The 24,782-nt window shown below is 34.6% G+C and carries 44 protein-coding genes and 1 tRNA gene; 12 read left to right on the top strand and 33 right to left on the bottom strand.

Translation table 11 applies throughout. The features are described from left to right. Positions 1-120: 120 nt before the first annotated feature. The 3 genes from dinB (at position 121) to DYR29_RS03635 (ending at position 5,059) form a co-directional block, all read left to right on the top strand. Positions 121-1,269 (top strand): DNA polymerase IV, encoded by a 1,149-nt coding sequence (gene dinB, locus DYR29_RS03625; RefSeq protein WP_213279336.1) that lies wholly within the window; start codon positions 121-123, stop codon positions 1,267-1,269. Positions 1,270-1,278: 9 nt separating this feature from the next. Next, complete coding sequence (locus DYR29_RS03630) at positions 1,279-4,329, top strand: DNA polymerase III subunit alpha (RefSeq protein ID WP_213279337.1); 3,051 nt, start codon at positions 1,279-1,281, stop codon at positions 4,327-4,329. A gap of 124 nt (positions 4,330-4,453) precedes the next feature. After that, a complete protein-coding gene (locus DYR29_RS03635; protein ID WP_213279338.1) occupies positions 4,454-5,059 on the top strand; it encodes a hypothetical protein in 606 nt (201 codons plus the stop codon). A 10-nt stretch (positions 5,060-5,069) separates the two neighbouring features. Here DYR29_RS03635 and DYR29_RS03640 read toward each other — a convergent pair whose 3' ends face one another. Both DYR29_RS03640 and DYR29_RS03645 read right to left on the bottom strand, forming a co-directional pair. Continuing rightward, entirely contained in the window at positions 5,070-5,279 is a 210-nt protein-coding gene (locus tag DYR29_RS03640) for a hypothetical protein (protein ID WP_213279339.1), read from the bottom strand. 48 nt (positions 5,280-5,327) lie between these two features. After that, positions 5,328-5,492 carry a hypothetical protein gene (locus DYR29_RS03645; protein ID WP_213279340.1) on the bottom strand — a complete coding sequence of 55 codons (165 nt, stop codon included), beginning with the start codon at positions 5,490-5,492 and terminating at the stop codon, positions 5,328-5,330. Between the two features lie 296 nt (positions 5,493-5,788). Between DYR29_RS03645 and DYR29_RS23005 the strand changes: the two genes are divergently transcribed. After that, positions 5,789-5,944 (top strand): bacteriocin-like protein, encoded by a 156-nt coding sequence (locus tag DYR29_RS23005; protein ID WP_425394606.1) that lies wholly within the window; start codon positions 5,789-5,791, stop codon positions 5,942-5,944. A 47-nt stretch (positions 5,945-5,991) separates the two neighbouring features. Here DYR29_RS23005 and DYR29_RS03650 read toward each other — a convergent pair whose 3' ends face one another. The 27 genes from DYR29_RS03650 to DYR29_RS03780 form a co-directional block, all read right to left on the bottom strand. Then, on the bottom strand, positions 5,992-6,249 hold the full coding sequence (locus DYR29_RS03650) for a DUF7352 domain-containing protein (RefSeq protein ID WP_213279341.1): 258 nt from the start codon (positions 6,247-6,249) through the stop codon (positions 5,992-5,994). Between the two features lie 2 nt (positions 6,250-6,251). Next, the gene (locus DYR29_RS03655) at positions 6,252-6,440 is read right to left on the bottom strand and encodes a hypothetical protein (protein ID WP_213279342.1); all 189 of its coding nucleotides are present in this window, start codon (positions 6,438-6,440) and stop codon (positions 6,252-6,254) included. A 2-nt stretch (positions 6,441-6,442) separates the two neighbouring features. Beyond that, entirely contained in the window at positions 6,443-6,958 is a 516-nt protein-coding gene (locus tag DYR29_RS03660; RefSeq protein ID WP_213279343.1) for a hypothetical protein, read from the bottom strand. 5 nt (positions 6,959-6,963) lie between these two features. Next, positions 6,964-7,269, bottom strand: a complete 306-nt coding sequence (locus DYR29_RS03665) for a hypothetical protein (RefSeq protein WP_213279344.1) — start codon at positions 7,267-7,269, stop codon at positions 6,964-6,966. Next, positions 7,266-7,487 (bottom strand): hypothetical protein, encoded by a 222-nt coding sequence (locus DYR29_RS03670; RefSeq protein WP_213279345.1) that lies wholly within the window; start codon positions 7,485-7,487, stop codon positions 7,266-7,268. Before DYR29_RS03670 ends, DYR29_RS03665 begins: the two co-directional genes overlap by 4 nt. Positions 7,488-7,525: 38 nt before the next feature. Then, positions 7,526-7,810, bottom strand: coding sequence for a hypothetical protein (locus DYR29_RS03675; protein WP_213279346.1), 285 nt, complete (start codon positions 7,808-7,810; stop codon positions 7,526-7,528). A 7-nt stretch (positions 7,811-7,817) separates the two neighbouring features. Further along, positions 7,818-8,105, bottom strand: coding sequence for a hypothetical protein (locus DYR29_RS03680; protein ID WP_213279347.1), 288 nt, complete (start codon positions 8,103-8,105; stop codon positions 7,818-7,820). Positions 8,106-8,253: 148 nt separating this feature from the next. Continuing rightward, entirely contained in the window at positions 8,254-8,439 is a 186-nt protein-coding gene (locus DYR29_RS03685) for a hypothetical protein (protein WP_213279348.1), read from the bottom strand. A 49-nt stretch (positions 8,440-8,488) separates the two neighbouring features. Further along, positions 8,489-9,469 (bottom strand): phosphoadenosine phosphosulfate reductase family protein, encoded by a 981-nt coding sequence (locus tag DYR29_RS03690; protein ID WP_213279349.1) that lies wholly within the window; start codon positions 9,467-9,469, stop codon positions 8,489-8,491. Next, the gene (locus tag DYR29_RS03695; RefSeq protein WP_213279350.1) at positions 9,466-9,753 is read right to left on the bottom strand and encodes a hypothetical protein; all 288 of its coding nucleotides are present in this window, start codon (positions 9,751-9,753) and stop codon (positions 9,466-9,468) included. Before DYR29_RS03695 ends, DYR29_RS03690 begins: the two co-directional genes overlap by 4 nt. A 2-nt stretch (positions 9,754-9,755) precedes the next feature. Further along, positions 9,756-10,067 carry a hypothetical protein gene (locus DYR29_RS03700; RefSeq protein ID WP_213279351.1) on the bottom strand — a complete coding sequence of 104 codons (312 nt, stop codon included), beginning with the start codon at positions 10,065-10,067 and terminating at the stop codon, positions 9,756-9,758. A gap of 114 nt (positions 10,068-10,181) precedes the next feature. Next, a complete protein-coding gene (locus DYR29_RS03705) occupies positions 10,182-10,592 on the bottom strand; it encodes a YopX family protein (RefSeq protein WP_213279352.1) in 411 nt (136 codons plus the stop codon). Beyond that, a complete protein-coding gene (locus DYR29_RS03710; protein WP_213279353.1) occupies positions 10,589-10,888 on the bottom strand; it encodes a hypothetical protein in 300 nt (99 codons plus the stop codon). Before DYR29_RS03710 ends, DYR29_RS03705 begins: the two co-directional genes overlap by 4 nt. Before the next feature lie 9 nt (positions 10,889-10,897). Continuing rightward, on the bottom strand, positions 10,898-11,302 hold the full coding sequence (locus DYR29_RS03715) for a hypothetical protein (protein ID WP_213279354.1): 405 nt from the start codon (positions 11,300-11,302) through the stop codon (positions 10,898-10,900). Positions 11,303-11,356: 54 nt separating this feature from the next. Next, positions 11,357-12,163: a hypothetical protein gene (locus DYR29_RS03720; RefSeq protein ID WP_213279355.1), complete on the bottom strand. Its 807-nt coding sequence runs from the start codon at positions 12,161-12,163 to the stop codon at positions 11,357-11,359. Between the two features lie 52 nt (positions 12,164-12,215). After that, entirely contained in the window at positions 12,216-13,025 is an 810-nt protein-coding gene (locus DYR29_RS03725) for a DUF6291 domain-containing protein (protein ID WP_213279356.1), read from the bottom strand. 143 nt (positions 13,026-13,168) lie between these two features. Next, a complete protein-coding gene (locus DYR29_RS03730) occupies positions 13,169-13,987 on the bottom strand; it encodes a DNA-methyltransferase (protein WP_213279357.1) in 819 nt (272 codons plus the stop codon). A 4-nt stretch (positions 13,988-13,991) separates the two neighbouring features. After that, positions 13,992-14,303 (bottom strand): hypothetical protein, encoded by a 312-nt coding sequence (locus tag DYR29_RS03735; RefSeq protein ID WP_213279358.1) that lies wholly within the window; start codon positions 14,301-14,303, stop codon positions 13,992-13,994. Positions 14,304-14,327: 24 nt separating this feature from the next. Further along, positions 14,328-14,639, bottom strand: a complete 312-nt coding sequence (locus DYR29_RS03740; RefSeq protein WP_213279359.1) for a hypothetical protein — start codon at positions 14,637-14,639, stop codon at positions 14,328-14,330. Beyond that, complete coding sequence (locus tag DYR29_RS03745) at positions 14,608-15,096, bottom strand: hypothetical protein (protein ID WP_213279360.1); 489 nt, start codon at positions 15,094-15,096, stop codon at positions 14,608-14,610. Before DYR29_RS03745 ends, DYR29_RS03740 begins: the two co-directional genes overlap by 32 nt. A gap of 320 nt (positions 15,097-15,416) precedes the next feature. Beyond that, positions 15,417-16,277, bottom strand: a complete 861-nt coding sequence (locus DYR29_RS03750; RefSeq protein ID WP_213279361.1) for a YqaJ viral recombinase family protein — start codon at positions 16,275-16,277, stop codon at positions 15,417-15,419. Further along, positions 16,264-16,797, bottom strand: a complete 534-nt coding sequence (locus tag DYR29_RS03755; protein ID WP_213279362.1) for a Rad52/Rad22 family DNA repair protein — start codon at positions 16,795-16,797, stop codon at positions 16,264-16,266. The genes DYR29_RS03750 and DYR29_RS03755 overlap by 14 nt, the downstream gene beginning before the upstream one ends. A gap of 3 nt (positions 16,798-16,800) precedes the next feature. Beyond that, on the bottom strand, positions 16,801-16,953 hold the full coding sequence (locus DYR29_RS03760; RefSeq protein WP_213279363.1) for a hypothetical protein: 153 nt from the start codon (positions 16,951-16,953) through the stop codon (positions 16,801-16,803). A gap of 11 nt (positions 16,954-16,964) precedes the next feature. Next, complete coding sequence (locus DYR29_RS03765; RefSeq protein ID WP_213280673.1) at positions 16,965-17,225, bottom strand: hypothetical protein; 261 nt, start codon at positions 17,223-17,225, stop codon at positions 16,965-16,967. A gap of 36 nt (positions 17,226-17,261) precedes the next feature. Further along, the gene (locus tag DYR29_RS03770) at positions 17,262-17,450 is read right to left on the bottom strand and encodes a hypothetical protein (RefSeq protein WP_213279364.1); all 189 of its coding nucleotides are present in this window, start codon (positions 17,448-17,450) and stop codon (positions 17,262-17,264) included. A 1-nt stretch (position 17,451) separates the two neighbouring features. Further along, entirely contained in the window at positions 17,452-17,772 is a 321-nt protein-coding gene (locus tag DYR29_RS03775) for a hypothetical protein (RefSeq protein WP_213279365.1), read from the bottom strand. 19 nt (positions 17,773-17,791) lie between these two features. Then, positions 17,792-18,064, bottom strand: coding sequence for a hypothetical protein (locus DYR29_RS03780; RefSeq protein ID WP_213279366.1), 273 nt, complete (start codon positions 18,062-18,064; stop codon positions 17,792-17,794). 156 nt (positions 18,065-18,220) lie between these two features. Between DYR29_RS03780 and DYR29_RS03785 the strand changes: the two genes are divergently transcribed. The 4 genes from DYR29_RS03785 to DYR29_RS03795 all read left to right on the top strand — a co-directional run bounded on the left by DYR29_RS03785 (position 18,221) and on the right by DYR29_RS03795 (position 19,950). Then, the gene (locus DYR29_RS03785; RefSeq protein ID WP_213279367.1) at positions 18,221-18,721 is read left to right on the top strand and encodes a hypothetical protein; all 501 of its coding nucleotides are present in this window, start codon (positions 18,221-18,223) and stop codon (positions 18,719-18,721) included. Next, a complete protein-coding gene (locus DYR29_RS22910) occupies positions 18,714-18,848 on the top strand; it encodes a hypothetical protein (protein WP_274608406.1) in 135 nt (44 codons plus the stop codon). The genes DYR29_RS03785 and DYR29_RS22910 overlap by 8 nt, the downstream gene beginning before the upstream one ends. A 47-nt stretch (positions 18,849-18,895) precedes the next feature. Next, complete coding sequence (locus tag DYR29_RS03790) at positions 18,896-19,312, top strand: hypothetical protein (RefSeq protein ID WP_213279368.1); 417 nt, start codon at positions 18,896-18,898, stop codon at positions 19,310-19,312. A gap of 206 nt (positions 19,313-19,518) precedes the next feature. After that, positions 19,519-19,950: a hypothetical protein gene (locus DYR29_RS03795; protein WP_213279369.1), complete on the top strand. Its 432-nt coding sequence runs from the start codon at positions 19,519-19,521 to the stop codon at positions 19,948-19,950. 253 nt (positions 19,951-20,203) lie between these two features. Here the strand turns inward: DYR29_RS03795 and DYR29_RS03800 are convergent, their stop codons facing one another. Both DYR29_RS03800 and DYR29_RS03805 read right to left on the bottom strand, forming a co-directional pair. Beyond that, complete coding sequence (locus DYR29_RS03800) at positions 20,204-20,641, bottom strand: hypothetical protein (RefSeq protein ID WP_213279370.1); 438 nt, start codon at positions 20,639-20,641, stop codon at positions 20,204-20,206. 22 nt (positions 20,642-20,663) lie between these two features. Then, the gene (locus tag DYR29_RS03805; protein ID WP_213279371.1) at positions 20,664-20,969 is read right to left on the bottom strand and encodes a hypothetical protein; all 306 of its coding nucleotides are present in this window, start codon (positions 20,967-20,969) and stop codon (positions 20,664-20,666) included. Between the two features lie 221 nt (positions 20,970-21,190). Here DYR29_RS03805 and DYR29_RS03810 point away from each other — a divergent pair, with 221 nt between their 5' ends. After that, positions 21,191-21,754: a hypothetical protein gene (locus DYR29_RS03810; RefSeq protein WP_213279372.1), complete on the top strand. Its 564-nt coding sequence runs from the start codon at positions 21,191-21,193 to the stop codon at positions 21,752-21,754. A gap of 10 nt (positions 21,755-21,764) precedes the next feature. Further along, entirely contained in the window at positions 21,765-22,307 is a 543-nt protein-coding gene (locus tag DYR29_RS03815; protein WP_213279373.1) for a DUF4468 domain-containing protein, read from the top strand. Positions 22,308-22,317: 10 nt separating this feature from the next. Here DYR29_RS03815 and DYR29_RS03820 read toward each other — a convergent pair whose 3' ends face one another. Both DYR29_RS03820 and DYR29_RS03825 read right to left on the bottom strand, forming a co-directional pair. Further along, complete coding sequence (locus DYR29_RS03820; protein WP_249413605.1) at positions 22,318-23,577, bottom strand: tyrosine-type recombinase/integrase; 1,260 nt, start codon at positions 23,575-23,577, stop codon at positions 22,318-22,320. A gap of 101 nt (positions 23,578-23,678) precedes the next feature. Further along, a tRNA-Ala gene (locus tag DYR29_RS03825) sits at positions 23,679-23,752 on the bottom strand. 358 nt (positions 23,753-24,110) lie between these two features. On the opposite strand from DYR29_RS03825, the gene DYR29_RS03830 reads away from it, so the two are divergent. Then, positions 24,111-24,353: a MoaD/ThiS family protein gene (locus DYR29_RS03830; RefSeq protein WP_213279374.1), complete on the top strand. Its 243-nt coding sequence runs from the start codon at positions 24,111-24,113 to the stop codon at positions 24,351-24,353. A gap of 5 nt (positions 24,354-24,358) precedes the next feature. Beyond that, positions 24,359-24,775 (top strand): molybdenum cofactor biosynthesis protein MoaE, encoded by a 417-nt coding sequence (locus tag DYR29_RS03835; RefSeq protein ID WP_213279375.1) that lies wholly within the window; start codon positions 24,359-24,361, stop codon positions 24,773-24,775. The last annotated feature ends 7 nt before the right edge of the window (positions 24,776-24,782 follow it).

Below are 24,782 nucleotides of genomic sequence, written 5' to 3' on the forward strand. Positions count from 1 at the left end.
ACTTTTTTAATGCGTCAAGTTCTGTCGCCAAGCGGGTTTTGCTTTGCTGTTTAAGTGTTGGTACAAAAAATATCAATTTATTTTTTTATTGTTGGTTAAAAATATATCTAATTTTGTCAAATGGAACGGTCGATTGTACATATGGATCTGGATACATTTTTTGTATCCTGTGAGAGGCTTGTGAACTCAGAACTCAACGGAATTCCGCTGATAATAGGCGGTGGAGATAGGGGAGTTGTGTCTTCATGTTCCTATGAAGCCCGGAAATTTGGTGTGCGTTCTGCTATGCCAATGCGAATGGCTTTGAGGCTTTGTCCTCAGGCTAGAGTGGTCAAAGGAGATATGGAATTGTACTCTAAAATGTCACATACCGTAACAGAAATTATCGAAGAAAAAGCTCCGGTTATGGAGAAGTCATCCATTGACGAATTTTATCTTGACTTGACTGGGATGGATAAATTTTTTGGAGCCTACAAGTGGACAAATGAATTGGGAGCAAAAATTGAGAAAGAAACAGGCCTTCCAATAAGTTATGCACTTTCAATTAATAAGACGGTAAGTAAAATCGGTACCGGAGAATCAAAACCGCATGGACATCGGGAAATTCCTTCCATTGGAGTACATTCGTTTTTAAATCCTTTACCTATTAAAAAAATGCCGATGGTCGGCGATGCAACCTTTAGACTCCTTTCCAGAGTCGGGATAAGGACTATAGGAACACTTTCTGAAATGCCTATTGAAGTACTGCAGCAGATGATTGGTAAAAACGGAACTGATCTTTGGAAGAAGGCAAATGGAATTGATGAATCTCCAGTTGTTGCTTACTCCGAAAGAAAATCTATTTCTAAAGAGAGAACGTTTAGCAGTGATACAATGGATATTATCGAAGTGAAGAGATTGATTTCAGGAATGGCTGAACAATTGGCACACCAGCTACGCCAAGAGAAATGGCTAACTGCTACAGTAGTGGTTAAGATTAGATACGCCAATTTTGATACAGAAACGAAACAATGTCGTGTCGCTTATACTTCTGCAGATCATACACTTTCCCGAGCAGCTTTGGATCTTTTTGATAAAATATATTCACGACGTATGCGCTTAAGGCTTGTTGGATTGAGGTTCACCGATTTGGTACACGGAAGCTACCAAATGAATTTATTTGAAGATACCGCCGAGTTAATGAGCCTTTATCAGGCAATGGATAATATAAAGAACAGATTCGGAAGTGCTTCTGTTGGTAGAGCGGTAGGGTTTGATTTTTTACATTAATGCACAAGTATGTATTTGAATTGCCATTCATATCATAGTCTTAGGTATGGTACATTATCTATAGATGATTTAGTATCACAAGCATCATACTTGGGAATAAATGAGCTTGTGCTTACTGATATTAATACAATTACCGGCGTCTATGAATTCAAAAAGAAATGTGAGTCAAAAGGGATAAAACCAATTGCAGGTGTCGAAATCAGAAAGGGCAGCGATCTATTATATATTACTATAGCAAAAGAGTTTGCTGGACTCGGAGAAGTAAACAAGATATTAACAGACTACAACTGTGATGGCATTGATTTACCCGAAAGACCAGACCTTAAACATAATTTTATCATTTACTCTCTGCAAAAAAAGCCAGAGGTATTAAAGGAGAATGAGTACATTGGGTTAAGACTAGAGGAGTTAAATGTATTGATTCGGCCAGAATATAAGAAGCTTGTTTCAAAAATGGTAATCCTGCAGCCGGTTACATTTGCCACAAAAAAGGAATATAATTTACATTGTATTTTAAGGGCTATTGATAATAATACACTGTTGTCATTATTGCCACAGATGGAAACTTGTGAAAAATCTGAATACTTTAGATCTCCTGTATCAATCATGGATAGTTTCAAACACTATCCACAAATAATAGAGAATACTCAAAAAATCTTAGCAGACTGCAGTTTTGAATTTGAATTTTCTACTCCACGAAATAAAAAACATTACACAGGCACAAAGGCCGATGATTTAAAGCTTTTGACAAGGCTAACGCATGCCGGCTTAGAAAGAAGGTATGGAAGGAATCATCCAGAGGCAAGGGCTCGTGTTGAGAAAGAATTAAAGGTAATTGATGAGTTAAATTTCAGTGGCTACTTTCTTATCACTTGGGACATTATCCGGTACAGTAATAGTATGGGATTTATGCATGTTGGACGGGGTAGTGGGGCGAATAGCATTGTGGCCTATTGTCTTGGAATTACTGATATATGTCCTTTGGAACTAGATTTATATTTTGAAAGATTTCTGAATCTTAACAGGAAAAGTCCACCTGATTTTGATATAGACTGGAGCTGGCAGGAACGAGACATAATCTTAGATTACATTTTCAACCGATATGGAAAGAATCACGTAGCGTTCTGCGGGACAAATGTCGAGTTCAAATACCGTTCAATTATCAGGGAGGTCGGAAAGGCATACGGGCTTCCGAAAGAAGAGCTGGACGAACTGAGCAAAAACCCCGAAAGAGTATTTCGCGATGAAATAGTTCAAAAGGTCCAGAAGTACGGGAAATTATTGGAAAAGTTTCCCAACCAACGAAGTATGCATGCTTGTGGTATTTTGATTTCAGAAGAGCCATTAACGAATTTTACTGCGTTGGAAATGCCACCAAAAGGGTTTCCGATTGTTCAATGGGACATGCATGTGGCAGAAGAACTAGGGTTTGAAAAATTTGATATTCTTTCGCAACGAGGACTCGGTACTATTAATGATACAGTAAAGCTTATTGAAGAAAAGCGAGGAATTAAAGTTGATATTAAAGACACTACAATTTCCAAAGATGAACAAGTATGTAATGAGTTCTTAAGCCAAGGACGAACTATAGGCTGTTTCTATATTGAATCTCCGGCCATGCGTGGTCTTCTAAGGAGATTAAAATGTGATAATTACAAAGTTCTGGTTGCCGCATCATCAATTATTCGTCCAGGAGTCGCGCAATCCGGGATGATGAGAGAGTATATTTTCAGACATAACAATCCGAATCAATTTGAATATTTCCATAAAGTATTCGAGGAACAGCTGGGGGAGACATATGGGATTATGGTTTACCAGGAGGATGTAATAAAGATTGCGCTGCATTTTGGTGGCTTGTCCGCCGCAGATGGTGACATTCTAAGAAGAGCGATGAGTGGGAAATACAGATCACTGGAAGCACTTCAGAAAGTAAAGGATCACTTTTTTGAATCCTGTAGGGAGCTTGGTCATTCTGAAGAGTTGAGTAGGGAAGTATATAGGCAGATAGAGTCATTTGCCGGATATTCTTTCTGTAAAGCACATTCAGCATCATATGCAGTCGAAAGTTATCAGAGCCTTTATCTTAAAGTTTATTATCCGCTGGAGTTTATGGTTTCAGCTATCAATAATATGGGAGGTTTTTACAGAACAGAAGTGTATGTCCATGAGGCTAAAATGTCCGGAGGAACTATACTTACTCCTTGTGTGAATAAAAGCGAATATGAAACAACAATCTATGGAACAGAAATATATTTAGGGCTAATGCTTTTGGAAAAAGTTGAATCAAAAATAGCTCAGTTGATACCGGAGGAAAGGAGGAGAGCTGGAGATTATAAATCAATGGAAGACTTTATCAAGAGAATTCCAGTAGGTATAGAAACATTACAGATTCTTATATTCATCGGAGCATTTCGATTTACTGGAGTTCCAAAGAATGAACTGCTGTTAAAAGCTAGAGTACTTCTTGGGGATTTTAAACCAGAGCGAAGGTTTCAGACACTATTTGAAGAACCTGTAAAAGATTTTAAGTTTCCTGAATTGAAGCGAAATGTTTTTGAAGACGCTTTTGATGAAATTGAAATACTAAGTTTTCCGGTTTCCTGTAATCCTTTTGATCTTCTGCAGACAAAGTACAGAGGTCGTGTTATGGCTAAAGATTTAGTCAAATATCACAAAAGAGAGGTTAAGATGCTTGCATATCTGATCTCAAGAAAACACGTGCCTACTAAGAGAGGAGCAATGTATTTTGGTACATGGATAGATGTAGAAGGAAATTATTTTGATACGGCGCACTTTCCGGATTGCCTTGAAAAATATCCATTTCAAGGTGGAGGATGCTATCTGCTGTTGGGCATTGTAGAAGTGGATTTCCATTTCCCAACTATTACTATCACAAAAATGGCAAAAATGCCATTCATACCAGATCCCAGATATTCTCATGATGAAGAAAAGAAATATGAAGCACAGCAGCGCATCAAAGAAGATGTTAGCATGACTTTCCGCGCACCGTACCCGCAAGATCATGAGATCGGACTCCCGAGAAAAAGTGGTAGTACATAATATGTTTTTTAAAGTGATGTTGGAATAATAATATGATAATTAACACTGAAAAGATAAGGCATATTATTTTAAAATAATTTGTTAGATCCATAGAAATAGTATTCTTTTGTGATAAATATATACCATGGACGAAGCATTAGAATTAATAAAAGAATTTAAACAAATTATTCACGACACATACGGTATGTATCATGATGCATATTCTGGATATCGGTTAATGTACCAAAATGTTATTGCTATGCAAAGTAAAGCCCTTTCAATAACTGGTCTCTCAATTGATGAATTAGATCAGTCATCATGGATGTATGGCGAAGGAGAGCCACCGGAAGGTACCTTTCAATCTCTTCATACGGTAAGTCAAGGTGAATTAAAAGAGAGATTGCTGCCAGAAGGGCAAAATCATATAATACTTGGACATGTTGTGATTACACAAATTTATCAATATTGGAATGATAAATATAGAGGCGAAATAGAAACGGCTCTAAGTATGAAAAAGAACGATTTGAAAGCTAATGTATTTGGAGATATAAGATTAATGAGAAACTCAATTGTTCATCATAGAGCTATCTCCCTTAAAGAGATTGAGAAATGCAAAATATTCCAATGGTTTAAAGAAGGTGATCAAATTTCTTTTACGTCCGATCAAATAAAATTAATTATTGTTGGCTGTTTACAAGTTTTAGAAAAATTATCCATAGATATAGATGAACACAAAAACAACCCCTGTTAATTCAGGGGCTTTATTTTGGCAGCGTATAAGTGGTTCCGTTAAGGTGATTTAGTTTTACAATTTTATTTTTGCTTAAGAGGTTTTTGATTGCTTCATGAACAGCTTCATTGCTAACCCCTAATTCCTTGTCAAGTCCAAAAACTAGAAGTCCATTTGCGTAACCGCTTCTCTTATGTTGCTCTATAACTTTTTCCAGTATTTTAGCTTCTATTTCTTCCATGTTTTCCATGGGCTCAAAGATACGACACTTTGTATATAAAATTAAACTTTAAGCTTCCGCATTCTTAGGTTTAAAATTCTTTCCAGCGCCTTGTCTTAGAAAGGTTATTTTACCTTGTGTTTGCTTTGCTTTTTCAAGAACTTCCATAGCTCTTGTACGTTCATTCATTCTACCTGCATGTGTGATACTACCTTGATTTTCAATTTTCTTCATGTTACAAGATAGTGAAAATATATGAGAAAAGCAAATCCTAAGTCAGACAGAAAACATCCAGTAGAACAAAGCTATCATTCCTATTAAGCTAATCCAGGATACTACACCTATAATTCGCATCTGCTTGTCTTTATGCCGGAATAACAGGCAGTCGTTAATAAATTCTTTCATAGTTCTAATCTAATTAAGGTGAATAAATTATGCTTACGGAAATCCGTAATAATTATTTTATTATGTTAAATCTCCAACCAGAGAATAATTATTATATTTGAGCGTTAACAATTAAAACTAATACAATGAAAAACTTAAAGAGAATCTCTAAGGAGAAATTAAAAAGCATTAATGGCGGTCAAAAATTATGCCCCCCTGGTTCTAAACCAATGCATTGTCCAGGTTCTGATAATCCTCAATGTTATTGGGATACCAATACACTAGAATGCCCAGATTTTTAGATTTAATCCCTCAATTAGAGGGATTTTTCTATTGTGGGTTTCCGTAATTAAATTAATTCAAAAACATGGAAAACAAATTCATGCTTTTGATAAGTCCCTATAAAAGTCATGGGGTTTTCAGGTAACGGATGCCCTGTTCCAATTAAAACAAAATTCCTCTCTACGATTTTACCATCAGTATCTACTTTGACCCAAATACAAGGAACGCCAAATTGAGTTTGTAAACTTAGTATTTCAGCGCCTTCTGGCATTTTTATTATCTGCTGACTAATGTTTTTTAATTGATATTTATAAATTGTTTTCATATTTACAGTATTTCAAAGTTTACATTTACTTTTATGCACTTCCAGCCAAGCTTTCTGCATTCATTCCAAGTCATAGAACCGCCTTCAAGAAAATTAGAAATACAAGACTTTCTTTCAAAGCTTATTGTGTGAGGCAATATTTCCCCTTTAGGATGCTGTATTAAATAGTAATTTTTAAATGTTGTTTTCATAATTAAACTATTTCGAATATTATCGTTTTCTCAGGGTTGAAAGTCCGGGATTCCGCTTCCATCCATTTATCCAAATCCTCGTAATATTCTTTTTCATCCCACTCCGGTGGATCATCCAAAATGTTTATATTATCATGATAACCATAGCTTTCTTTATCGGGATATTTAACCTTATTTCCACCCCAGATAAAGCCTTTTGATTCTATGGCGGAAATGAAGGATTCTAAAGCAGAAGTAAAATGATTATCTTCATTAACATAGTCTTTTGCTCCCCATGTCGGCATCCATTTAAATTCAATAAATCCCTTCGCAATATCCTCAGTAAGATCGGGGCCTAAGCAGATTAATTCATATTTCTGTGTATGATTTCCGCCGGTTATATCATTTAATTGGTTTTCTAATTCAACCGATTGTAAAACCTTTCCGGCATATTCTTTTAAACCATATTTTTTAATGACATAATTTCCATACTCCACAATAAGGAGTCTTTTATTTAAATTAAGTTCTAACTGTTTCATGATTGTTATTTTATTGTTAGTTCCTCGGCAAGTAAGTCTATTTTTACATCTAATGTCATCAACGCTAAGTTTGCTATATCAGCGCAGTTTTCCTTTATTCTTTCAGTATCCTCATTCATTAGAGCGGACTGAAGTTTACCAACATGGTAATACAATTCTGAAATCCAAAACTTATTATCTTTCACCTCTAACCATCCACCTGGTCCAGTACGGTCGCCTTTTTGATAATTAGCCTCAAGTTCTTTCTTCATATAATTCACGAATTTTTCTGTAACGTGATCATACATTTCATAATCAGGTTTTATTTTCATGATTCTTTAATTTTAAAACAAACCGCTTTTCCGGTAATATCGTAAGTCATTCCAAAAGTCATTTCGCATTCGCATTTAATTGTCGTGCATCCTGACTTATTTTTATTGCATCTATCCAAATAAACATCTTCAGAATCTTTATAAGGTTTTTCGCAATAGGGACATTTAAAATCTATTTTTGCGTAGCTTACATGAACTACAAATCGTTGATGCTTCATAATTTTCTTTTAAAGTGCCACCCTAAGATGGCACGGGATTAATCCATCCACAGAAAAGCTGTGCCTTGTTTAGTGTTTAATAAATAGTCATCCTGAACGAATTCTTCTCCATGGAGTTCTTTTAATTCCTCAAGCGTTCCACAATCTTCATAGTCTTCTTTATTGACATAAATATCCTGAACCGAAAAGAAGGGCTCATTAAGATCTCTTGCAGGAGATTCGTCACTAACTAATATTGATGCGTTGTTAGATAGTTGTTCTTCTGGAATAGAATTCACAAATTCTTTTAATTCTTTCCAAGTGATTGATTTTGGTTTTTCCATTGCTTTATTATTTATTGGTTAAAGTTGCTTTTCGTTCTTTTTGTAATTTCAGAATCCTGACTATTTCTTCTTGAGGATCTTTTTCAAGTCTGCGAAGAATCCAATTATAATTTTCAATATCTTCCATTTTATCCTCAATAAAGTCTTCTAATAATGACTCAAAAAATAGTTTTAGGTTTATAGATACCGGCCCGGCAGAATACAGATATACACCATGCTCATTTTGAATGAAAGTATCTGGTTCATGCCCATCCATCCATTCCTCCACGTACTTTTTAATTTCGTCTGTTGTCATATGTTACTATTTTAAAGTTGCCCATCATTTCGGATTCCTATTAACGGGAAAACTCCGTTTTTATAAGTGTCTTTCGCTGACAATTGGACGTTTAGATTATACGGCAGATAAGCTGAGTAAATTTTTAATAGTTCGTCTTTATTCATTGTTATTGTATTTTTACTTTTTTGTAAAAAGAACGAATCAAAGCTATTTGCTTTTCTGCCCAATCCGAATATTCCTGATCTGAACCTTCAGAGCAACTTCTAATTTGCTCTTCCCCTGCTAAAATAGCATTCAACTCATCTTTAGTGATGTTAAAACATTTATACTTCTTTTCTTTTTTATCTTTCATTGTTTTGTTTTTTAATGGTTAATCTCCCGGGTTAGTTCTTCTAGTTCTTTCATTCGCAAATATTATAAACTGATTTACATCTAAACTGAGGTTCATCCTTAAACAAATCTCCAGTCGCCTTTCTATCCTTTATATACCTTATCACATCTTCAAATGTTGCATAAGTTTTTCCTTCTTTTGTTTTTTTTGAATGGTATCTTTTAGGAATCTTATCTGGCGGGAAAAATGATGAATCAGCTTGCTTTTCAGCGTAGATAATTCTTTCAACTGTTGATGGCGAATTTTCAACCATAATAGAAATTTCGTCTATTTTTTCCATCACGCACGGATCACAACCAACACGAGAATAACCACGATAATATCTTGGATTTATATCATAACCTCTGTTTAGAGAATAATATATTACTTCATCTGCTGTAGCGTAAAAGTGAGGTCTTATAACTGAATCATCATACTTTTTACACCATTCAAAAACATCCTTTTTCCTATATGTAAAATATTTAGCATCTTCCTTTCCTGTAGCTAGCCTTTTTAAAGCATGTTCATATTTTTTTCTTTGCGACAATGTTGGATTTTCCAGCAATTCATAATCACTTACTATCATTGAATTCGTCAAATAAGGCTCAAAATAATGTTTAAAATATCTACAATTAGGTTGCATTTTTGAACGTCTTGCTGATTCATCTGCTCTAATTCCATCAATTAGAATTATATGATCTTCTATTGATAATACATAATCTATCATCGGTTTAACTTTTAATTCCTCAGTACAGAACCGGGCTTTTGTTGATGGAAATCGACCTTTCTTAATTGCTAAGTCAATCATTCCATCGTACTTATTTGATGAAAGAATCTTAAAATTTACACCTGATTTTTGAACCAAATAATTAATATGCACATAAGTCTCATCAGCTTCCCATTTAACATCACAGAAGCACGCTGTCAGACTTTTTAATCCAAATTTTTCAATCGCCCAAAGTAATGCAGCCTGTGAATCTTTTCCTCCAGATGTTGGCACTAAAACTTTCATTTGATTATATTTTCGGGATTAATTATTGAGTCTTTTTCTACTGAATATTCAACCCAGGAGCCTACCCCGTATTTAGACCCATTAGGGTATTTTCTCTCAGATTTCACTTTTGCATTCTGCGAGATTCTCTTCTGCTGTTCCTCCTGGACTAAATTGCAGGCTTCATACGTAAAAATGATTAAATCTTCTACTGGAATACTGTATGTTAAAACTTCCCAACTTTCAATTCCTTTACTCTTTGCGTATCGATCAAAGATCTCTTGCTTCTCTTGGTGGGTACTCATGGCTAGTTTTCTTTAAGTTCAAGCCAAACATCATCATCAGAACATCCAGGGCTAAAATTTTCTAACTGTTCCCAATATGTCAATTCTGAACCTTCTGAATTCACTACCTGAATCCCATTTGGGATGTCATCCATTGAAATTCCACGGAACTTTTTACCATTGTAAGCTGTCAATGTTCCGTACATATCCCAAAATTCTACTCCTAATTTTCCAGCTTTTCGCATTGCTGAAAACACTGATCTTGCAGCTTTCTTTTGCTCAGTATTTAAACCATACTTTTCGAGCATTTCTTCTGAATTATATTCTATTGCCATTGTTATATTTTTTAAATTTGACATAAGACGGGTGCGTTCGCTGTTTTTTACGAACTGTTTTTGCACTGAAAATTTTTGTTGTTTTTCCCGGAAAGAATCGGTCCGGGGTTCCGTTTATTTTAGTAGCTCCGGATTGGAGTGAATGTTGCCGATAATGGTCATACCACTGGCCCTATCCCATGAAGGATATTGTATATTTGGACTCACCCTTGTGCAGTCTAGACTAAACTGGCAAGAATTTTTAAACCATACAACTTCATATCGTGACCAAAACGTTCCGTCTCCTTCATGTAGAATATCCCCCTCGTATATCTCTACTCCGTTTTTGTCCTTCAGTCCGGTGTACTGAGTCACTACAAATCTTCCTCTTTGAGGTTCTCCATTATGACATTGATCGCCTACATATTCTAAACAATTAGGTATAACTTCCCATCTTGTTTCTCCATAATCTTTAAAAACTATTTCTCCTTGAGGGACAAAGGTTTTCTTTTCATTATCCCATGCTCTGAACTTTATTTCTCTCATGATTCTGTTTTTAGATTGGTTAGTAAATCTTCGGCTTTATCATTTAGCCAATCTGGTACTGTATGACCACAGGTGTGGCAACCTACAAGTTGTAGTAGAACCTCCTTCATCTCATCCTCATAGTCTGGAACTTCCCTAAACCAATAATTCGGAAATAGATCATTTGCTTTGTCGTTATGTTCAAAATGTTCTCTGAATTTATTATAAAAAACCTCTCCTAAATTTGAATCATATGTTCCTGGCTTCTCCGGCAGTCGATCCGATACGGATACTTTAATGTATTTAACTTTTGTCATGATTTTGATTTAATTTTTAATATTTATAATCCATCTATTAAGACAGTCTGTTTGATTATATACCTGAACTTGATGGACTAAGTTTGTAGTCTCATTGAATGTTAATAAATAGAAGTTTGAACCAGAGGTGCTTATCAATTCTATGTAGATAAAGTTTGTGCTGTAACCATCACCACCCATGCAAAGCACTTTTAAACTATACCCTTCAGGAAGAGGCAATCCAGCTTTAACCTTTAAGCATAAATCAATTATTGTCTGATCAGCTGAATTTAAGATTACACCGCCTTCTTTTACCGTCCCTGTTGCAAAATTTACAGTGATCTGAAATTGAGAATTTCTTTGATCGCATTCCATATCGCTGGAACATGAAAAGAGGGTAAATAATAAAATAAGACTAACGATTATTGATTTCATGATTGTTTGTTTTTAGGTTTGTATTTTATCTTTTTGTAGGGGTATTGGGTTTTTTCATCCCTGTTTTTCTGGTAAATCCTTATCAGACTTTGCAATTCTGGTTTCATTTTTCTTAATTTCTTTTTTTATCCAAGAGTAGACCAGATCATTTTTTACTAGAGTAGTGGCCATTGCCTGCAGGCGATCAAAAGCAAATTTTACTTCTTGATGCAGAAACTCTTTTGGATCTCGGAAGTATTCTGACAGATGTTTTATTTCAAACTGATTAAACATTGCAGATTTTGTTTTCATGCGTTCAGTCTGCAGGATTAAAAACATTTTCTTCTTTATCACAATTTTTTGGGCAATTGGGTCCGAAATAAATTTTCTTAATCCTCCCTTCTTTAAAACCATTTCATAGAATAAAAAAGCGTGATCACAAGGCTTATTCTCTTTTGCGGAATGGATTAATGCTTCTAAGTTCTTCTTCTTCTCTGCTTTGGCTTCTTCTGGAGTTCTTTCTGTTTCCGGATTGATCAGCCTTTTCAATTTTTGCATTCCCAAAGTATGCTGCTGACTCTCACATTTGAAATCTTGGTATGCCATCAGAATTTTACCAGCCTGTGCAGTTTTCAAATTTGGGTAAAGTTCAATAGTGTTACCGAGAAAGTCCTTCAATTCACCACGTGATGCCATCCTGTACGCTTCAAGAATTTCTTCACCGGTTAAATGATATGGGAAGGTTCTCAGATATGCTCCGAATTCCGAAATTGCCACCTCAGTAGGGTTTAATCCGTTTTCATATACAATTCCTTCAAGCTTTGGAAAACTCATCTGAAATGCAGCAATAAGCTTTCTACTGATCTTCTCTCGTTCCGCCATTCCAAAAACTTTGTCTTTGACTGATGGATATAAAACCTCTTTCTTGACAATGTCAGGTAGCTTCGAAATAACGGATTTCTCCATTAAGCAGTTGGGTTGTCCCATCAACCTTATTTCCACCTGATCGGATGTTGCTAGGTCCGTTGTTTGAGTTAAAATTATTTGATTGTCCATTGCTTGAATCTTTATTGTTGTAATTGCCCTCGAGGATTTTTACAAAGTTTGCCGGTTTTAAAATCCAGTCGAAATCTGCAGCCCATGTATTTCTATTTTCGCCTGCAAGAAAATTTGACTTTCCGGCAATTTCAATTACCTCTTTTACTTTTTCTAATCCGTAATCACTTATTCTTGCTTTTATTGTCGATTTTCTTGCTTTACTTACGACTTGAACCTTTGGGAGTCTTGAACAGCTTTCATGAAAGTATTCAACTACATCTTTTTCAGTGTTCTCTTCACCCTTAATTTCTTCTGGAAATAAATCTTCTTGGTTTGGGGGCAAGTGGGGAGTACTTTTACTTTCTTCTTTTACTTTATCTTTTACTTTTACTTTCTCTTTAGGTTCTTGTTTGGTTATGCTTTGGTTATCGTTTGGTTTTGGTTTGGTTTCTTCTAGGTTATTGTTTGGTTTTTCTTTTGGCGGTCTTCCGCCGCTTTTACCATTAATAAACTTCTGATTATTAGCGTCTATTTGAGGTTTTATCAAAGTAAATATAGCTCGGGCTACGGGCTTTAGATTTTCAGTTGTTACTCCGTTTAAGCCATACTCCATTATGGCTGTAAGCACTTCTCCCTGAATATCTCTCGGCAAATCTTTGATGCCTTCATAGAAGCTTCGGTAAAAAACAAATCCGTCTCTTTCCATTCTTCTATAACTTATAAATTCAATTCAATTTTTACCAGGCACGGTAAGCCTGTAGGGTATTATCCGGACTTTTACAACATTCATTCAATTTTGCCGGATTAAGTGTCGTTCACTCCATACTTAAACATCACTTCTTTGTATGGCTATACTATTTCAGTAAAAAGATTTACTCCTTGTTCGTCTAGTTCTGTTTTTGCAAATCCGTATTTATCAATGTCTTTTTTTCTTTGAATTGTTTTTTCTAGCCACCCTTTAGCCTTTGGAAAGAATTCCTTGTCAATTTCAAATCCGAAAGCTTTACGGTTTAATTCAATTGCTGCAACTAGGCTACTTCCACTACCAGCACATGGGTCTATTACAACTTCATTTTCATCAGTGAATAATTCAATTAGTCTTTTTAACAGTCCAACAGGCTTTTGAGTAGGGTGTAATTTGGGATAATTGTTTATATCTTCATCTGCAACCCATTCAATGCAATTCATTACCATTTTACCTTTATTGTTGAATTTTGGCAGCTTGTCACGGTATAGTAGAAGGCCATATTCGCAATTGCCGACAATCTTCATATTTGCCTTTAAAACCTGAGCAGAAAACTTCTTTCTAAATACTAAAGGAATATGATTTTTTAACCCATAGCGTTTGGCTAGTTCAATCACTTCAAATAATTGATGGAATGCACAGAATATTATCATTGCTGGCGCAGTTCCTTTTTCTTTCGGCTCAGGCTTGAGCATTTTCGAGCAGAAGTGCATGAATTCTGCAGGTTTAAAATTTTCATCTGTTTTAAAAAAGCTTGTTCCAGCAAGCGCGCTTTCTCCATTCTTATTATCACCGTCAATGTACCATGCTGGATTAGATGCAAAAGCCTTGTTTCCCAAATTATACGGTAAGTCAGCAATAATTAATTGTGCCTTAGGCAAGTGATACTGCTTGTAATTTTGATGATGATCTCTGTAAATCATACATTTAATTTTTTATAATTTCATAAACTAGAGGAATAACTGTAACTATTGAGACATTTAGCCTTTTAGACTCGTCTTTAAAAATCCCTTTATGTGGTCTTGTGGTAACAACTTCAGTAATTGACATTAATTGAAAATTATAAGTATTAATAGTATTGCCAATTTCTGGGACTTGATCATTAGTATGTACAATTGAATGAGTATTATCCGGATATTTGAATAATCCTTGGAATGATTGCTTTCTTATTATATTCTGCTTCTGTTGAATATCAATTTCGGTAAAGCCTTGTATTTTTACTGCTGTGCTTGTTTCCATAATTTTATATTGTTTTTATTGAGTTTAAATTTCTTCAATTATGCATTTTTGAAGATTTTCAGAATCATTCTTTTCGGAGAATGTTTTGTTTATGAAGTCCAATTCTTCTTGGAAAACAAATGGAGAGCGCAATTTCAAAAACCGATGCCATTTACCATTTACGAAAGCATATCGATGAAAATCCAGATACATAAAGTCAGTTTGTCTGTTGTGGAATTGCTCCATTGCTTTGTAAGAATTGAATTCTTTGGTTTTTAATTCGCTTCCGCCTTCGTAGTACTCTAACTTGAAATTCGTTGCATTTTCAATGTTTATTCGTTTTTTGAACTTCTTCATATTGGAGTCTATTTGATGAATATCCCATTTCCTTGGCCCAACTTGGATTTTCTTCGATTTGACGATGCCCGTCCCGGGAAACCGCCAACCAAAAGCGAGTATCGAGTAGGAGAGTAATATTATTTATACGTGCCCACTGATCTGCGAATCCAACTCTTCCAATTTTGTGATGAACATCAGTTGTTTCTTGACCGGTTACAGGACATATTTTGTTTTCCGGCTTACTCATGAACTGAATTTTCGCAACCGTGTATTTAGCATTCTCTACAGCTCTTTTCTTTGACACCTTTGGAAGAGGCTTTCTGATTTTAACTTCTTTGGGCTTTTTTTCAGAATTAACCTGAGTTCGATATGTTTTATAGTGTGTCTGGCATCTTTTTGCAATCAGGGGCCGGTATGGAGCATCTTGTGGACAGTCGATACATTTGCCGGTTTTAATTTTTATTGTACTATTCATGGCGAATTTTGGAGGTTATAATTTTGTTATGTTTTTTGAGATCTTCTTTAAGAACTTTTAGGATGAGCTTGTTTTCCTGTATTACTTCACAGGTCAAATTGAAACATCTCTTCTTTCCGTTGGCTTTGTGCTTATTGGCAGTCTCTTGCAGCCAGTCAATATGCCCACGGACTTCTCTTATTCTTTGGTGTAGGTTCATGGTTAAATTATTTCTATGTGTTTACTAGGATTCGGAAGTGACAGGTAATAATCCATGTCGTAAGTAAAATTCTTTCGTGTGCTTTCCATTTCGGATTTCGTAAGCTGTCTGTGAGTTACTTCTAAATACCAGAGCCAGAATCGGTGATGATCTTCTTTGTCGTAGACCTTTGGGATGAAGTTGTCCCTGTAAAACTTGTCTGCTTGTTCTCTGAACTCGCTTTTATCCTTGATTTCTTTGGTTGACATGATTTTTCATTAATGGTTTTTAGGATTTGTTCTTTGTATTCTTTGCCGTATTTGGACTTCTCCAAAAGCTTTTTTATGTACTCTTCATCACGTGGAATTAACACTGAATGATAATGATGCTCAGGATTGAAGAAACGATCATCGAAGCTTACAAAAAGGCACTTATCGGTATTTGTCAAAAACATATTTAATTGCATTTGACCGTAATGTTTTTTTAAAGAATCTTTTGATGATGGCGATTCGTCTTTACTTACTTTGAAAAAATCTTCTACTGATTTAATCATTAAGTATTTAAGATGTGTTTTAGATTTCGGACACTTAACCTCGCAAATCATTTTATTAAGAATAATTACATCCGGGGTGCTGCCTAAATTGTATTCATCATTATAGAAGAAAATTCTTTCGCCGACTGATGTGTAAATAAAATCATCATCATTAATAGTTTTGCCTAATTCTTTTGCAATTCGTTCTGCTACTCTAGGTTCAACTTCATTACCTCTTTCCATTGCTGAATTATAATATTGTGGTTCTGGCGGTGAAAGCATTTCAGCAACACAATCGGAAACGTAGGATTTTGCACCAACACTGAGTAATTTCTCAAAATTTGCAGTTTCTCTATCAGCTGCACTTATTTTCGGCTCTGAAAGAAGTTTATAAATCTCGCTTGCTGTAAAATAACTTGCACGGAAATTCAACCATTCTTCATCATTTTGGAAGCCTTTATAGTTGACCATGAGCTTGCATTTTTTCTGTGTTAGACTTGCCCGTAGTAATCTCATCAACTACTTCAACATCTTTAAAATCCTCAGGACCATAAACGTCCTGAGCAATTCCAATTTCTGCAGCGCATTTCTTAAGCGCATCTGTAGCAGCCGCTTTTAAGTCATTACCTATTGATAGAGGGGTTTTAGTGCCTTTTTTGAACATTATATCTTTATTGCCGTATTGCATCTTAACAATTGTTTGGCCGTTGGATCTACAGGTTAATTTGCCCTTAACAACGACTTCACCTGCGTCAACTAAAATCTGCTCTGACACGATCTCGAAATCCCAATTCCAACCGAACAAAATATTTAGTTGCTTTTTCATGTAAGAGCCAGAGACATACGTCCATGTACCGCCACCTTTAGCAGGTCGAACTTTCTTTGCTTTTTCTGGTGTTTTGCCAATCACACCGTTCAACTGGCCGATAGATAAGATCAGGTCATTAGACTTGCTAATGTCGGCCGTGGTTATCATTTTAGGATCTGCCATGTCTTAAGCGTTAAAGTGGTCAATTTGCTTTCTGATCATGACAATATCATCACCAATCATGGTTGTTTTTGCTCTTTTTTTGGCCTCATAATATTTGAATTGAGAACCAAAGGATTCGATAACCCAGCCTCTGTAAGTTTCTTTGTAATTTTTCATGATTCTAATGTTTATGTTATTTTAAATTTTGCTCTTGCCATTTTTTCAAAACCAGCAGACGACTTACGCCCTGTGCGCCCGCTGGACTCTTGTAATTGTATTTTTTCTAGTGCTATCATTTCAGAAACTTTTTCAAGCTCTTTCAGCAACCTTGCTTTTTTGTCTAGTAATTTTTCAAGCATTTGTGAGTTTTTTACGTTCGAATTTTGCCAATGTGCATATGACTGATGATCTGAAATCATGCGCAGAAAACCATTCAATCCATTTTTCATGTGAAACGAATCGGTTTTTAAATCTGTTTTTGAGTCTCATTGTGGTTTTGTTAAATATTCAACCGATTGTCTGTAATACAGTCTGAAAAACCCGAAGAAAACAAGGCCGCCAAGGCCATAAATTGAATTCGAGTAATCTAATGCAGTTCTACCCGCATTTACTTCGCAATCATTCATCATAACAAGTATAGATGACGCAATAATTAAGTTTAAGATGGTTTTCATATCAGTATTCTTTTTGTAGTTTAATTCTCAAATCAGCATAATCATACTCACTTTCATCTTCATAGGTAGAGTAGTTGTACGTCAAGTAGCATTCAACCGCTCTTTCAAGTTCTGGGCTTATTTCGGCTATTTTTTCGCCTTCTTCTGCCAAACAGAACTTCGAGTCGGTGAAATCAATACATATTGTGGGTGTTATCTGCAAATAGCCAGTGTAAACCCCATAAGTTGGATTGAAGTCAACTTCACCAGTGATGAAATTCTCGTTTTCAAGTCTTTGAAATGCGATATTTTCGAGTGTTGGTATTGAGACAATTGTTTGCATGGTTTTGAGAGTTTTTGAGTTAAATACAGTCAATGACCTTTTTCACTTCTTTTTTGCAGCTTCTAGCTTTTTGAATTTTAGCCTCTGCATTTTCACTTGCCTTTAAAAGCAATAATTTCACTGCTGGTAGGTTGTACTCTGAAACAGAATTTCTGCGGTACATTACGTCTCTCAATGTTGAAGAGCTTACCCCATTTACCTTACTTATAATATCAGCCCGATCATCTTTTGTAGTAAATTCTTTCAAGTACTCAGATAATAGGGGCGAAATCGCTTCTCTAATTTTTATCATTACTTATATATTTTGTATTTTCGTAAACCAATTACTAGCAGTTGCGTTGTAATTGTAGTACAATATTACATAACAAATGTTAAGTAAGCAAAACGTTTGTAAAGTATTTTTACTATACAAATGTAAAGTATTGATAACCAGTGAGAAAAATTTTATATGAGAGAAAGAATATGGCACGAACTATTTGATGCTAAGTATAAAATGATATACTGTAACTTATTCTTAGCTAAGCAAAGGATTATAAATAAATGGTTCAATTTGGTCATTCTAATATTTTCTACATCGGGAGTTTTGGGCTGGCCATTATGGAAGGATTTACCTTTTGCAACAAGTATAATCATTGCTATAATGTCATTGGTTAAGCTTTTGGGTACAGAATTAATACCTAATGATAGCATGTTTCGAAAATCAGAGGTTGCAATTGAAAAATATTGTGATTATTATAATAAGTTAGAAAATCTGTGGTATGATTTTGAAAGAGATGAAAACGAAATTAAGGCACAGAAAAAATTCTATGCGATAGTTGCGCAAGAAAAAGATATTAGTAAAATTGTCAACGAAATAATTAAAAAAGGAAATATTGCGCTGCAAAGCAAAGCAGAATCGGAATGTGATAATTACTTTAAAAATATATTTAATACTAACAATAATGGCTAAACAAGAACAAAGACCATCGCCGGGGCCAAGCCGCCCACAGACTAATCCAGGACCAAGTCCAGATAAAGGAAGTAATAATATACCTACGCACAGAAACCCGCCACCTCCACCTCCTAAAACAAAGTAGGACTATTACTTTTCTATTGCTAAAGACCACTCAAAAACTTTGATGTAATGAGTCATGATGAATTTTTGAATAATATTATTCGCGAACAAAAGGCTATTGAATCAGAAAAAGTAGCACATGATTTAAATATACCTAATCACAAAGTTGTATCATATGTATATGATATTAAAGACCATGATAGCACATGGTTCTCAATGTGTGAACGACTAGGAGATAATTTAGTGTTTAGGATAAACGATGAAAAGAGAAGTTCTATATTAAGATTTTTGCAGGATGGCGGATTTGAAGCAATAGCAAAAAAAGATCAAATCAAGACACAGATTGATCAAGAGACTTTATTATTGATTAAAAAACAGCAGATTGAAATAGATGATAGTAGGAAAGCAAGTAAAATTGCAATCGTTGTTTCAATATTGTCTGCAATTTTGTCGACTGCTATTTCTATTTGTGCTCTTTTAAAGTAGCTATTTCAAATAGAACAAGCTCAGATTGGTTGACTTTGCAAATTTTTCGCAATGCATTGTTTTTATTAGAAATAAACCTTGCTGTTGCTTGATAAAGGTTGAAGAACTGTTCTAGGCTATACTCATGTCTATAGCTGGGGTATAATTTTAGTAATTCGATAGATATTTCTCTGTCGTTCATAACCATCTAATATTTTTACAAATATATGAAAGAAAAAGAAAACAATAAACAAATGTTAAGTATTCCGGAAGTTAATGCAAGATTTATGCAGGTTCTTTCATATTATGAATATAGTGGATATAGAATAGCAAAGGAAGTTGAAATATTTTCTGAAGCTAAGATATCTCATATTAAAAATGGCAGAAATGAGCCGGGCTTAGATCTAATTGCTGCATTGTTGGAAAAATTTCCGGAAATTAATGCGAGGTGGCTTATTTTAGGAAAAGGAGAAATGCTAAATCGCCAAACAGTTGTAGGGCAAGATTTAACAGATGAAATTTCTGATAAACTTGTTATTGAAAAGTTGGTTAATGCAGGTGTTAAGGATATACAAGATCGAAAAATTCTAGTACTTACGGAAAAGATTGAAAATTTTATGAAAGAGCTTAATGAATTTAAAAATTCAATTAAGAATTAATCTTTGAAATTTGTAATTCTTCTTATTGCTAAATATATTTTTGCTTTGAATTAAAATATACCCAAATCTTTTAGACAATTCTTGCATGTCTAAAAGTGTCACTTCCGATATTGAATTGAATTCTCTTCTGATTTCATCAGCTTTAGTAAGATATTCATCAGCGGAAATATGTCCTGATTTGTAATCATACCATAATTGATCGCTAATAGATATTAATATCTTAAGCCTTTCCTTTGTCTCCATATACCCCATACTACTTTTTCTCTTTGATTATTGAAGAATATCTATCTAAAGTATTGTTCAGGAATTCATTTTGAGCTTCCATACTTGTGTAATATCTTGCTTTTTTTAGTAAGAGTAATGCAACGGTAAGGAAAATGATGAAAACGGCAATTTGGGTTATAAGGTATGCCACGTTAATGCCTAGGAAAATAAAGTTCACAACTATTACAACTTGAAAATAAGCAGACAAGTATACTGCATAATAACTTTTTTTATGGGCTCCAAATCTACCACCATACGCTATAAAAAGGTAGCTGATAGGCATTGCAAAAAAGAAAATAGCACTATCTAAGTCAAGAGCTTTTGCACCGGATACGTCTAAAACTATAGAAGGAGTATTGAATATGTGTTTTAGAATATTATTAAGAAAAGGTAATATAGAAGACAACAATACGAGTATTGTTGCCATTCTTTGTGTTATTGCCTTAGTCTTACCAAGGTTTATCTGGTTTTGTTGGGTCGACGACTGGATCTGGGTCTGTTCCTGTTCCATCAGTTGGATCTGGTTTATAAGGTCCGCTAGAAGTAGAGTTTTGGCCTTTAACAGAAATGGTATCTGTCTTTGCCTCGGCTCCATCTTTAGCGGTTAGTCCTTTCTGGTTTAACTTAAATTCGCGGTTACTGTTTTTTACATCCTCGATGGCTTTTTGTCTTGTTTCATCGTCTCTGTCGTTAGAACATGAGTAGGCTAGAGTAGCAATTGCGATTCCGGCAATAATTAATTTTAATGTCTTCATTGTTAAAATTTTAAAGTGAATTCAAAAATACTAATTATAAAACCGGTGGTACAACAAAACTTTATATCATATCCTAAATGCTAATATAATAATATATTTCAAATTTGAATGAATTATTTATACCACATAGCAAAACATTTTTATTGTGCAATCCGTATAAATACGGGTTTCCGTAAAAATGTGTATTTAGAATATTTCTATATTTGTGGGAAAATTAATACGTGAAAAAGTTACTATTTTGTTTTTCTATATTGGTGTTTGGTTTTTTTCATTCTCAGATGGCTAGTGTGAGTACGTTTGTTGATGTTTGTTATTTGCCAAATGGTGAAAAATGTCCCAAAGAATTTTACAAGAAGAACATGACTTATGGACAGTTTCAGAAAAATTTTGAGAAAAAAGGAAGAGTATGGGATGCTTATGTAACAGATAAATTAGTAACAGTAATGTTTAAATCTTTTACAAAAATTCCTTTATGTGTTATGGTGTCGGATGATAGCGATTATTCTTCTGATAGGATAAAGGAGTTTATTAATATGGTTAATGATAATAATGTAAGTTATAGTTATTATTTTGGAAAAGAAAAGTACGGAATGAAGGCTGACATAAAAAGTTTTATCAAAGAGAAAGTTTTGGACAAAGCTTTCTTAATAGATACTTTAGGAAATCCAACAGCAATTAAGGCTTCATTGTTTGGTGGAAAACCTGCTGATTGCTTTATTTATGAGAACGAGGGTTTTAGGATTTACTTTATTAACGATATAGCTGTAGGATATGATGAAATATAAATTTTTATTTATGAAAAAAATATTATTTGTATTAGCCATTATTTTGGGAGTATTAGTTTTTTCTCAGGAGCTAAAATATGAAGAAGTAGTACATGTTGATTCAACTGCCACGAAGGAAGAATTATATAATAGAGCAAGGAGTTGGGTAAGAAAAACTTTCAATAAAAAAAATAGTATAATTGAAGTTGATAATAAAGCTTCTGGAGAAATAATAGCAAGTGGAATAGTTGATTACAGAAAACGTAAAAATTACTTTGGAGCTTCATGTGTCGAAGGCCCTGTAAGGTTAACTCTTAGTATTTATGTAAAGGATGGTAGATACAAATACGTTTTTCATTCATTCGATCACAAGGGGTCTGGAGGATCTGGCTGTAGACATACAGATTATGGCATTATCACTTTAGATGATAAGGCTCCTAAGCCAAGCTGGGGAGAACCTAGGGACAAAGCATGGAATGATATAAAAGCGTTTATAAGTGAAACTGTACTGCTTAATGTAAGTGATCTAAAAAAGGCAATGAATATACAGTCTGATATAAGTAAAGACTGGTAATAAAAAGGGACTATTTAAGTCCCTTTGTTTTCTTTAATGTGAGCTTTTTAAGCAACTCCAATTCCCTTTTCTTTCTTAAGGTTGTGTAAATTTCTGTCGTTTTGCCTATAAGGTGTCCAGCCATTCCTTGAGCTGCCTGAGATCCGTACAATGCATCAATTCTATCTAAAAATAGATGTTTTATTTTATAAAAAGTAGTGCCTGTATTGTAAACGCTGTTTACATTTCTTTGCCAATATTCATTTGGTGACTCTTTACGTAAAGGCTTATCTCTTGCTTGTGGAGAGAATCCCTCGCCGAACAAGTAATCTTCATTTGATCTACACAAACTTAATTGGTATTTCCAAAATATATATGCATCAGGAATAATTGCCCTTACTTCTCTTACGTAGCCTCTTCGTTTTTTTACAGTTATTGTAAATTCTCTTTTTCTAAGATTTACATCCTTCTTCTGAACCGCTAAAAGCTCTGTAGATCTACATGCAGTCATGTGGAAAATTTGGCAATAAGTGGCATAATCGGTGTGCGATCTTTCTAAGTATTTACAGATCGACTCAAACAATGCTGTCGTAAGAATTTTAGGCTCCTTCTTTACATGTATTTTTGTTGGAATATATTGACAAGGATTTTGTATTAAACAAGAATTTGCGCATAAGATTCCGAATAGTTTTGAAAAATGCTTTCTAAATTTATTATATGAATTATTGGAAAGATTTGAGTTGTCTAAGATTTTCTTCACATGTTTCAACTCCGTATCTTTTATTTTAAGAGTATCTAACTGTAATTTAAAAATCACCGGCTTGATTGTCATTAAGTTTGATTGTATGGAACTTGCATAACCCGGGCTTATATTTTCCTTATGATCATTAAAAGCCATTTCTAATGCTTCAAACAAATAAAGGTCAGGATGAAATTCAGTATCGACGACCTCTTGGAATTGACACACGCCTGGAATCGGATTGTAACACCTATTAAGCGCTCTTTGCATTTCATCCAAAAGTATTTCGGCAGCCGCTTTCCTTTCTTCGTAGATTTTGTAAACAGCTAAATGTTTCTTTCGCCAGAAATAGCCTTTTGAGTATTTCTTTGATTGAGGATCGTAAAATTTGCATCCCACATACCACTCTTTAGCCATAGCGTCATTAATGGTAATTTTCTTTGCTAAGATGTCTTTTTCAGACAGAACTTTCTTGTTGGAAATGTTTTCCGGATTCGGATAAATGAACAGATCAGAATAACTGCATCCGTTCGGCATTTGATTTTTGAACATATATTGTATTAATTATTTGGTACACGATCGAGTACACGATTAATACAATTACAAGAGTGAAAAAACACGGCAAACCGTTTATTGGGCGTGGTTTGCCGTAGTGGAGAATACGGGATTCGAACCCGTGACCTTTTGACTGCCAGTCAAACGCGCTAGCCAACTGCGCCAATCCCCCGTACTTTCTTTTATTGCGAAGCGGGTACAAAAGTAAGTATTTAAATAATATATGCAACTATTTTGTAGTTTTTATTTGATAAAAATTTGAAACAGGATACATCTGAATATTGAGTATGCGCAAAATTTAGATGCAGAATATTATTTATTGTATTCATAACCAATTTAGAACATTCTTTTTACAAATTGCAGAGCTAACTTTTTTATCCTAATCTAAAATACCGCTTTAAAAATCATTATTATTGTAAGAAAATAATATTCTACAATATTTACGGAGCATTGGACATTTTTTTATCATCAAAAGAATGACTGTTATCCTAAATGTTTTATATCATATTGTTAATCAGCTAAAATTAAAAATGAAACTCAAAATATTAGCATTCGGAATAACGAAAGACATTTTCGGAACCCCGGAAAAAGAAATAGAAATAGATGAAGGTGCAGATATCAAAGCACTGAAAACACTGTTGGAAAAAGACTTTCCGGAACTGAAAAAACTTAAATCCTATTTTATTGCCGTTGATGATGAATATGCAGAAGACAGCCACATTGTAACGGTTTCTAACGAAATAGCAATAATTCCTCCGGTAAGCGGCGGATAACAGATATGATAGATATAAAAATAACAGATAATCCACTGGATATCAAAGAATGTTTTACCCTTGCTTCCGATCCGGCATGCGGGGGAATTGCGTCATTTGTAGGAACAGTACGAAATCATACCAAAGACAAAACTGTCACCAGGCTGGAGTATGAGTGCTATGAATCTATGGCCGTTAAGGAGATGCGGAAAATTGCAGATAAAGCTATTGTTTTGTTTTCGGTAAAAAATATTGTAGTTCACCATCGTACCGGAACTTTATTTCCCGGCGATACAGCGGTGATAATCGTCGTAAGCGATGGGCATAGAAATGCGGTTTTCGATGCGTGCAGCTATATTATTGAGACGATCAAGCAAACTGTTCCCATCTGGAAAAAAGAAGTGCTGGAAAACGGAGAAGAATGGGTTTCTGCACATCCCTAAATTTTGT

Origin of the sequence: Chryseobacterium indologenes, assembly GCF_018362995.1 — a bacterium.
Classification (GTDB): domain Bacteria; phylum Bacteroidota; class Bacteroidia; order Flavobacteriales; family Weeksellaceae; genus Chryseobacterium; species Chryseobacterium indologenes_G.

Coding starts and splice junctions, on each gene's coding strand:
- DYR29_RS03820 (WP_249413605.1), bottom strand. CDS start 23,577: ATGTTCAAAAATCAAATGCCGAACGGATGCAGTTATTCTGATCTGTTC.
- DYR29_RS03640 (WP_213279339.1), bottom strand. CDS start 5,279: ATGGAAGAAATAGAAGCTAAAATACTGGAAAAAGTTATAGAGCAACAT.
- DYR29_RS03705 (WP_213279352.1), bottom strand. CDS start 10,592: ATGAGAGAAATAAAGTTCAGAGCATGGGATAATGAAAAGAAAACCTTT.
- DYR29_RS03720 (WP_213279355.1), bottom strand. CDS start 12,163: ATGGCGGAACGAGAGAAGATCAGTAGAAAGCTTATTGCTGCATTTCAG.
- DYR29_RS03710 (WP_213279353.1), bottom strand. CDS start 10,888: ATGACAAAAGTTAAATACATTAAAGTATCCGTATCGGATCGACTGCCG.
- DYR29_RS03695 (WP_213279350.1), bottom strand. CDS start 9,753: ATGAGTACCCACCAAGAGAAGCAAGAGATCTTTGATCGATACGCAAAG.
- DYR29_RS03730 (WP_213279357.1), bottom strand. CDS start 13,987: ATGATTTACAGAGATCATCATCAAAATTACAAGCAGTATCACTTGCCT.
- DYR29_RS03835 (WP_213279375.1), top strand. CDS start 24,359: ATGATAGATATAAAAATAACAGATAATCCACTGGATATCAAAGAATGT.
- DYR29_RS03650 (WP_213279341.1), bottom strand. CDS start 6,249: ATGAAAACAATTTATAAATATCAATTAAAAAACATTAGTCAGCAGATA.
- DYR29_RS03655 (WP_213279342.1), bottom strand. CDS start 6,440: ATGAAAACAACATTTAAAAATTACTATTTAATACAGCATCCTAAAGGG.
- DYR29_RS03830 (WP_213279374.1), top strand. CDS start 24,111: ATGAAACTCAAAATATTAGCATTCGGAATAACGAAAGACATTTTCGGA.
- DYR29_RS03755 (WP_213279362.1), bottom strand. CDS start 16,797: ATGGCAGATCCTAAAATGATAACCACGGCCGACATTAGCAAGTCTAAT.
- DYR29_RS03775 (WP_213279365.1), bottom strand. CDS start 17,772: ATGCAAACAATTGTCTCAATACCAACACTCGAAAATATCGCATTTCAA.
- DYR29_RS03660 (WP_213279343.1), bottom strand. CDS start 6,958: ATGAAACAGTTAGAACTTAATTTAAATAAAAGACTCCTTATTGTGGAG.
- dinB (WP_213279336.1), top strand. CDS start 121: ATGGAACGGTCGATTGTACATATGGATCTGGATACATTTTTTGTATCC.
- DYR29_RS03685 (WP_213279348.1), bottom strand. CDS start 8,439: ATGAAAGATAAAAAAGAAAAGAAGTATAAATGTTTTAACATCACTAAA.
- DYR29_RS03645 (WP_213279340.1), bottom strand. CDS start 5,492: ATGAAGAAAATTGAAAATCAAGGTAGTATCACACATGCAGGTAGAATG.
- DYR29_RS03665 (WP_213279344.1), bottom strand. CDS start 7,269: ATGAAAATAAAACCTGATTATGAAATGTATGATCACGTTACAGAAAAA.
- DYR29_RS03715 (WP_213279354.1), bottom strand. CDS start 11,302: ATGAAATCAATAATCGTTAGTCTTATTTTATTATTTACCCTCTTTTCA.
- DYR29_RS03725 (WP_213279356.1), bottom strand. CDS start 13,025: ATGGAAAGAGACGGATTTGTTTTTTACCGAAGCTTCTATGAAGGCATC.
- DYR29_RS03800 (WP_213279370.1), bottom strand. CDS start 20,641: ATGGCAACAATACTCGTATTGTTGTCTTCTATATTACCTTTTCTTAAT.
- DYR29_RS03795 (WP_213279369.1), top strand. CDS start 19,519: ATGAAAGAAAAAGAAAACAATAAACAAATGTTAAGTATTCCGGAAGTT.
- DYR29_RS03745 (WP_213279360.1), bottom strand. CDS start 15,096: ATGAATAGTACAATAAAAATTAAAACCGGCAAATGTATCGACTGTCCA.
- DYR29_RS03700 (WP_213279351.1), bottom strand. CDS start 10,067: ATGGCAATAGAATATAATTCAGAAGAAATGCTCGAAAAGTATGGTTTA.
- DYR29_RS03670 (WP_213279345.1), bottom strand. CDS start 7,487: ATGAAGCATCAACGATTTGTAGTTCATGTAAGCTACGCAAAAATAGAT.
- DYR29_RS03785 (WP_213279367.1), top strand. CDS start 18,221: ATGAGAGAAAGAATATGGCACGAACTATTTGATGCTAAGTATAAAATG.
- DYR29_RS03760 (WP_213279363.1), bottom strand. CDS start 16,953: ATGAAAAATTACAAAGAAACTTACAGAGGCTGGGTTATCGAATCCTTT.
- DYR29_RS03815 (WP_213279373.1), top strand. CDS start 21,765: ATGAAAAAAATATTATTTGTATTAGCCATTATTTTGGGAGTATTAGTT.
- DYR29_RS03790 (WP_213279368.1), top strand. CDS start 18,896: ATGAGTCATGATGAATTTTTGAATAATATTATTCGCGAACAAAAGGCT.
- DYR29_RS03805 (WP_213279371.1), bottom strand. CDS start 20,969: ATGAAGACATTAAAATTAATTATTGCCGGAATCGCAATTGCTACTCTA.
- DYR29_RS23005 (WP_425394606.1), top strand. CDS start 5,789: ATGAAAAACTTAAAGAGAATCTCTAAGGAGAAATTAAAAAGCATTAAT.
- DYR29_RS03635 (WP_213279338.1), top strand. CDS start 4,454: ATGGACGAAGCATTAGAATTAATAAAAGAATTTAAACAAATTATTCAC.
- DYR29_RS22910 (WP_274608406.1), top strand. CDS start 18,714: ATGGCTAAACAAGAACAAAGACCATCGCCGGGGCCAAGCCGCCCACAG.
- DYR29_RS03750 (WP_213279361.1), bottom strand. CDS start 16,277: ATGGTCAACTATAAAGGCTTCCAAAATGATGAAGAATGGTTGAATTTC.
- DYR29_RS03735 (WP_213279358.1), bottom strand. CDS start 14,303: ATGGAAACAAGCACAGCAGTAAAAATACAAGGCTTTACCGAAATTGAT.
- DYR29_RS03680 (WP_213279347.1), bottom strand. CDS start 8,105: ATGACAACAGACGAAATTAAAAAGTACGTGGAGGAATGGATGGATGGG.
- DYR29_RS03765 (WP_213280673.1), bottom strand. CDS start 17,225: ATGAAAAATGGATTGAATGGTTTTCTGCGCATGATTTCAGATCATCAG.
- DYR29_RS03770 (WP_213279364.1), bottom strand. CDS start 17,450: ATGAAAACCATCTTAAACTTAATTATTGCGTCATCTATACTTGTTATG.
- DYR29_RS03740 (WP_213279359.1), bottom strand. CDS start 14,639: ATGAAGAAGTTCAAAAAACGAATAAACATTGAAAATGCAACGAATTTC.
- DYR29_RS03690 (WP_213279349.1), bottom strand. CDS start 9,469: ATGAAAGTTTTAGTGCCAACATCTGGAGGAAAAGATTCACAGGCTGCA.
- DYR29_RS03630 (WP_213279337.1), top strand. CDS start 1,279: ATGTATTTGAATTGCCATTCATATCATAGTCTTAGGTATGGTACATTA.
- DYR29_RS03675 (WP_213279346.1), bottom strand. CDS start 7,810: ATGGAAAAACCAAAATCAATCACTTGGAAAGAATTAAAAGAATTTGTG.
- DYR29_RS03780 (WP_213279366.1), bottom strand. CDS start 18,064: ATGATAAAAATTAGAGAAGCGATTTCGCCCCTATTATCTGAGTACTTG.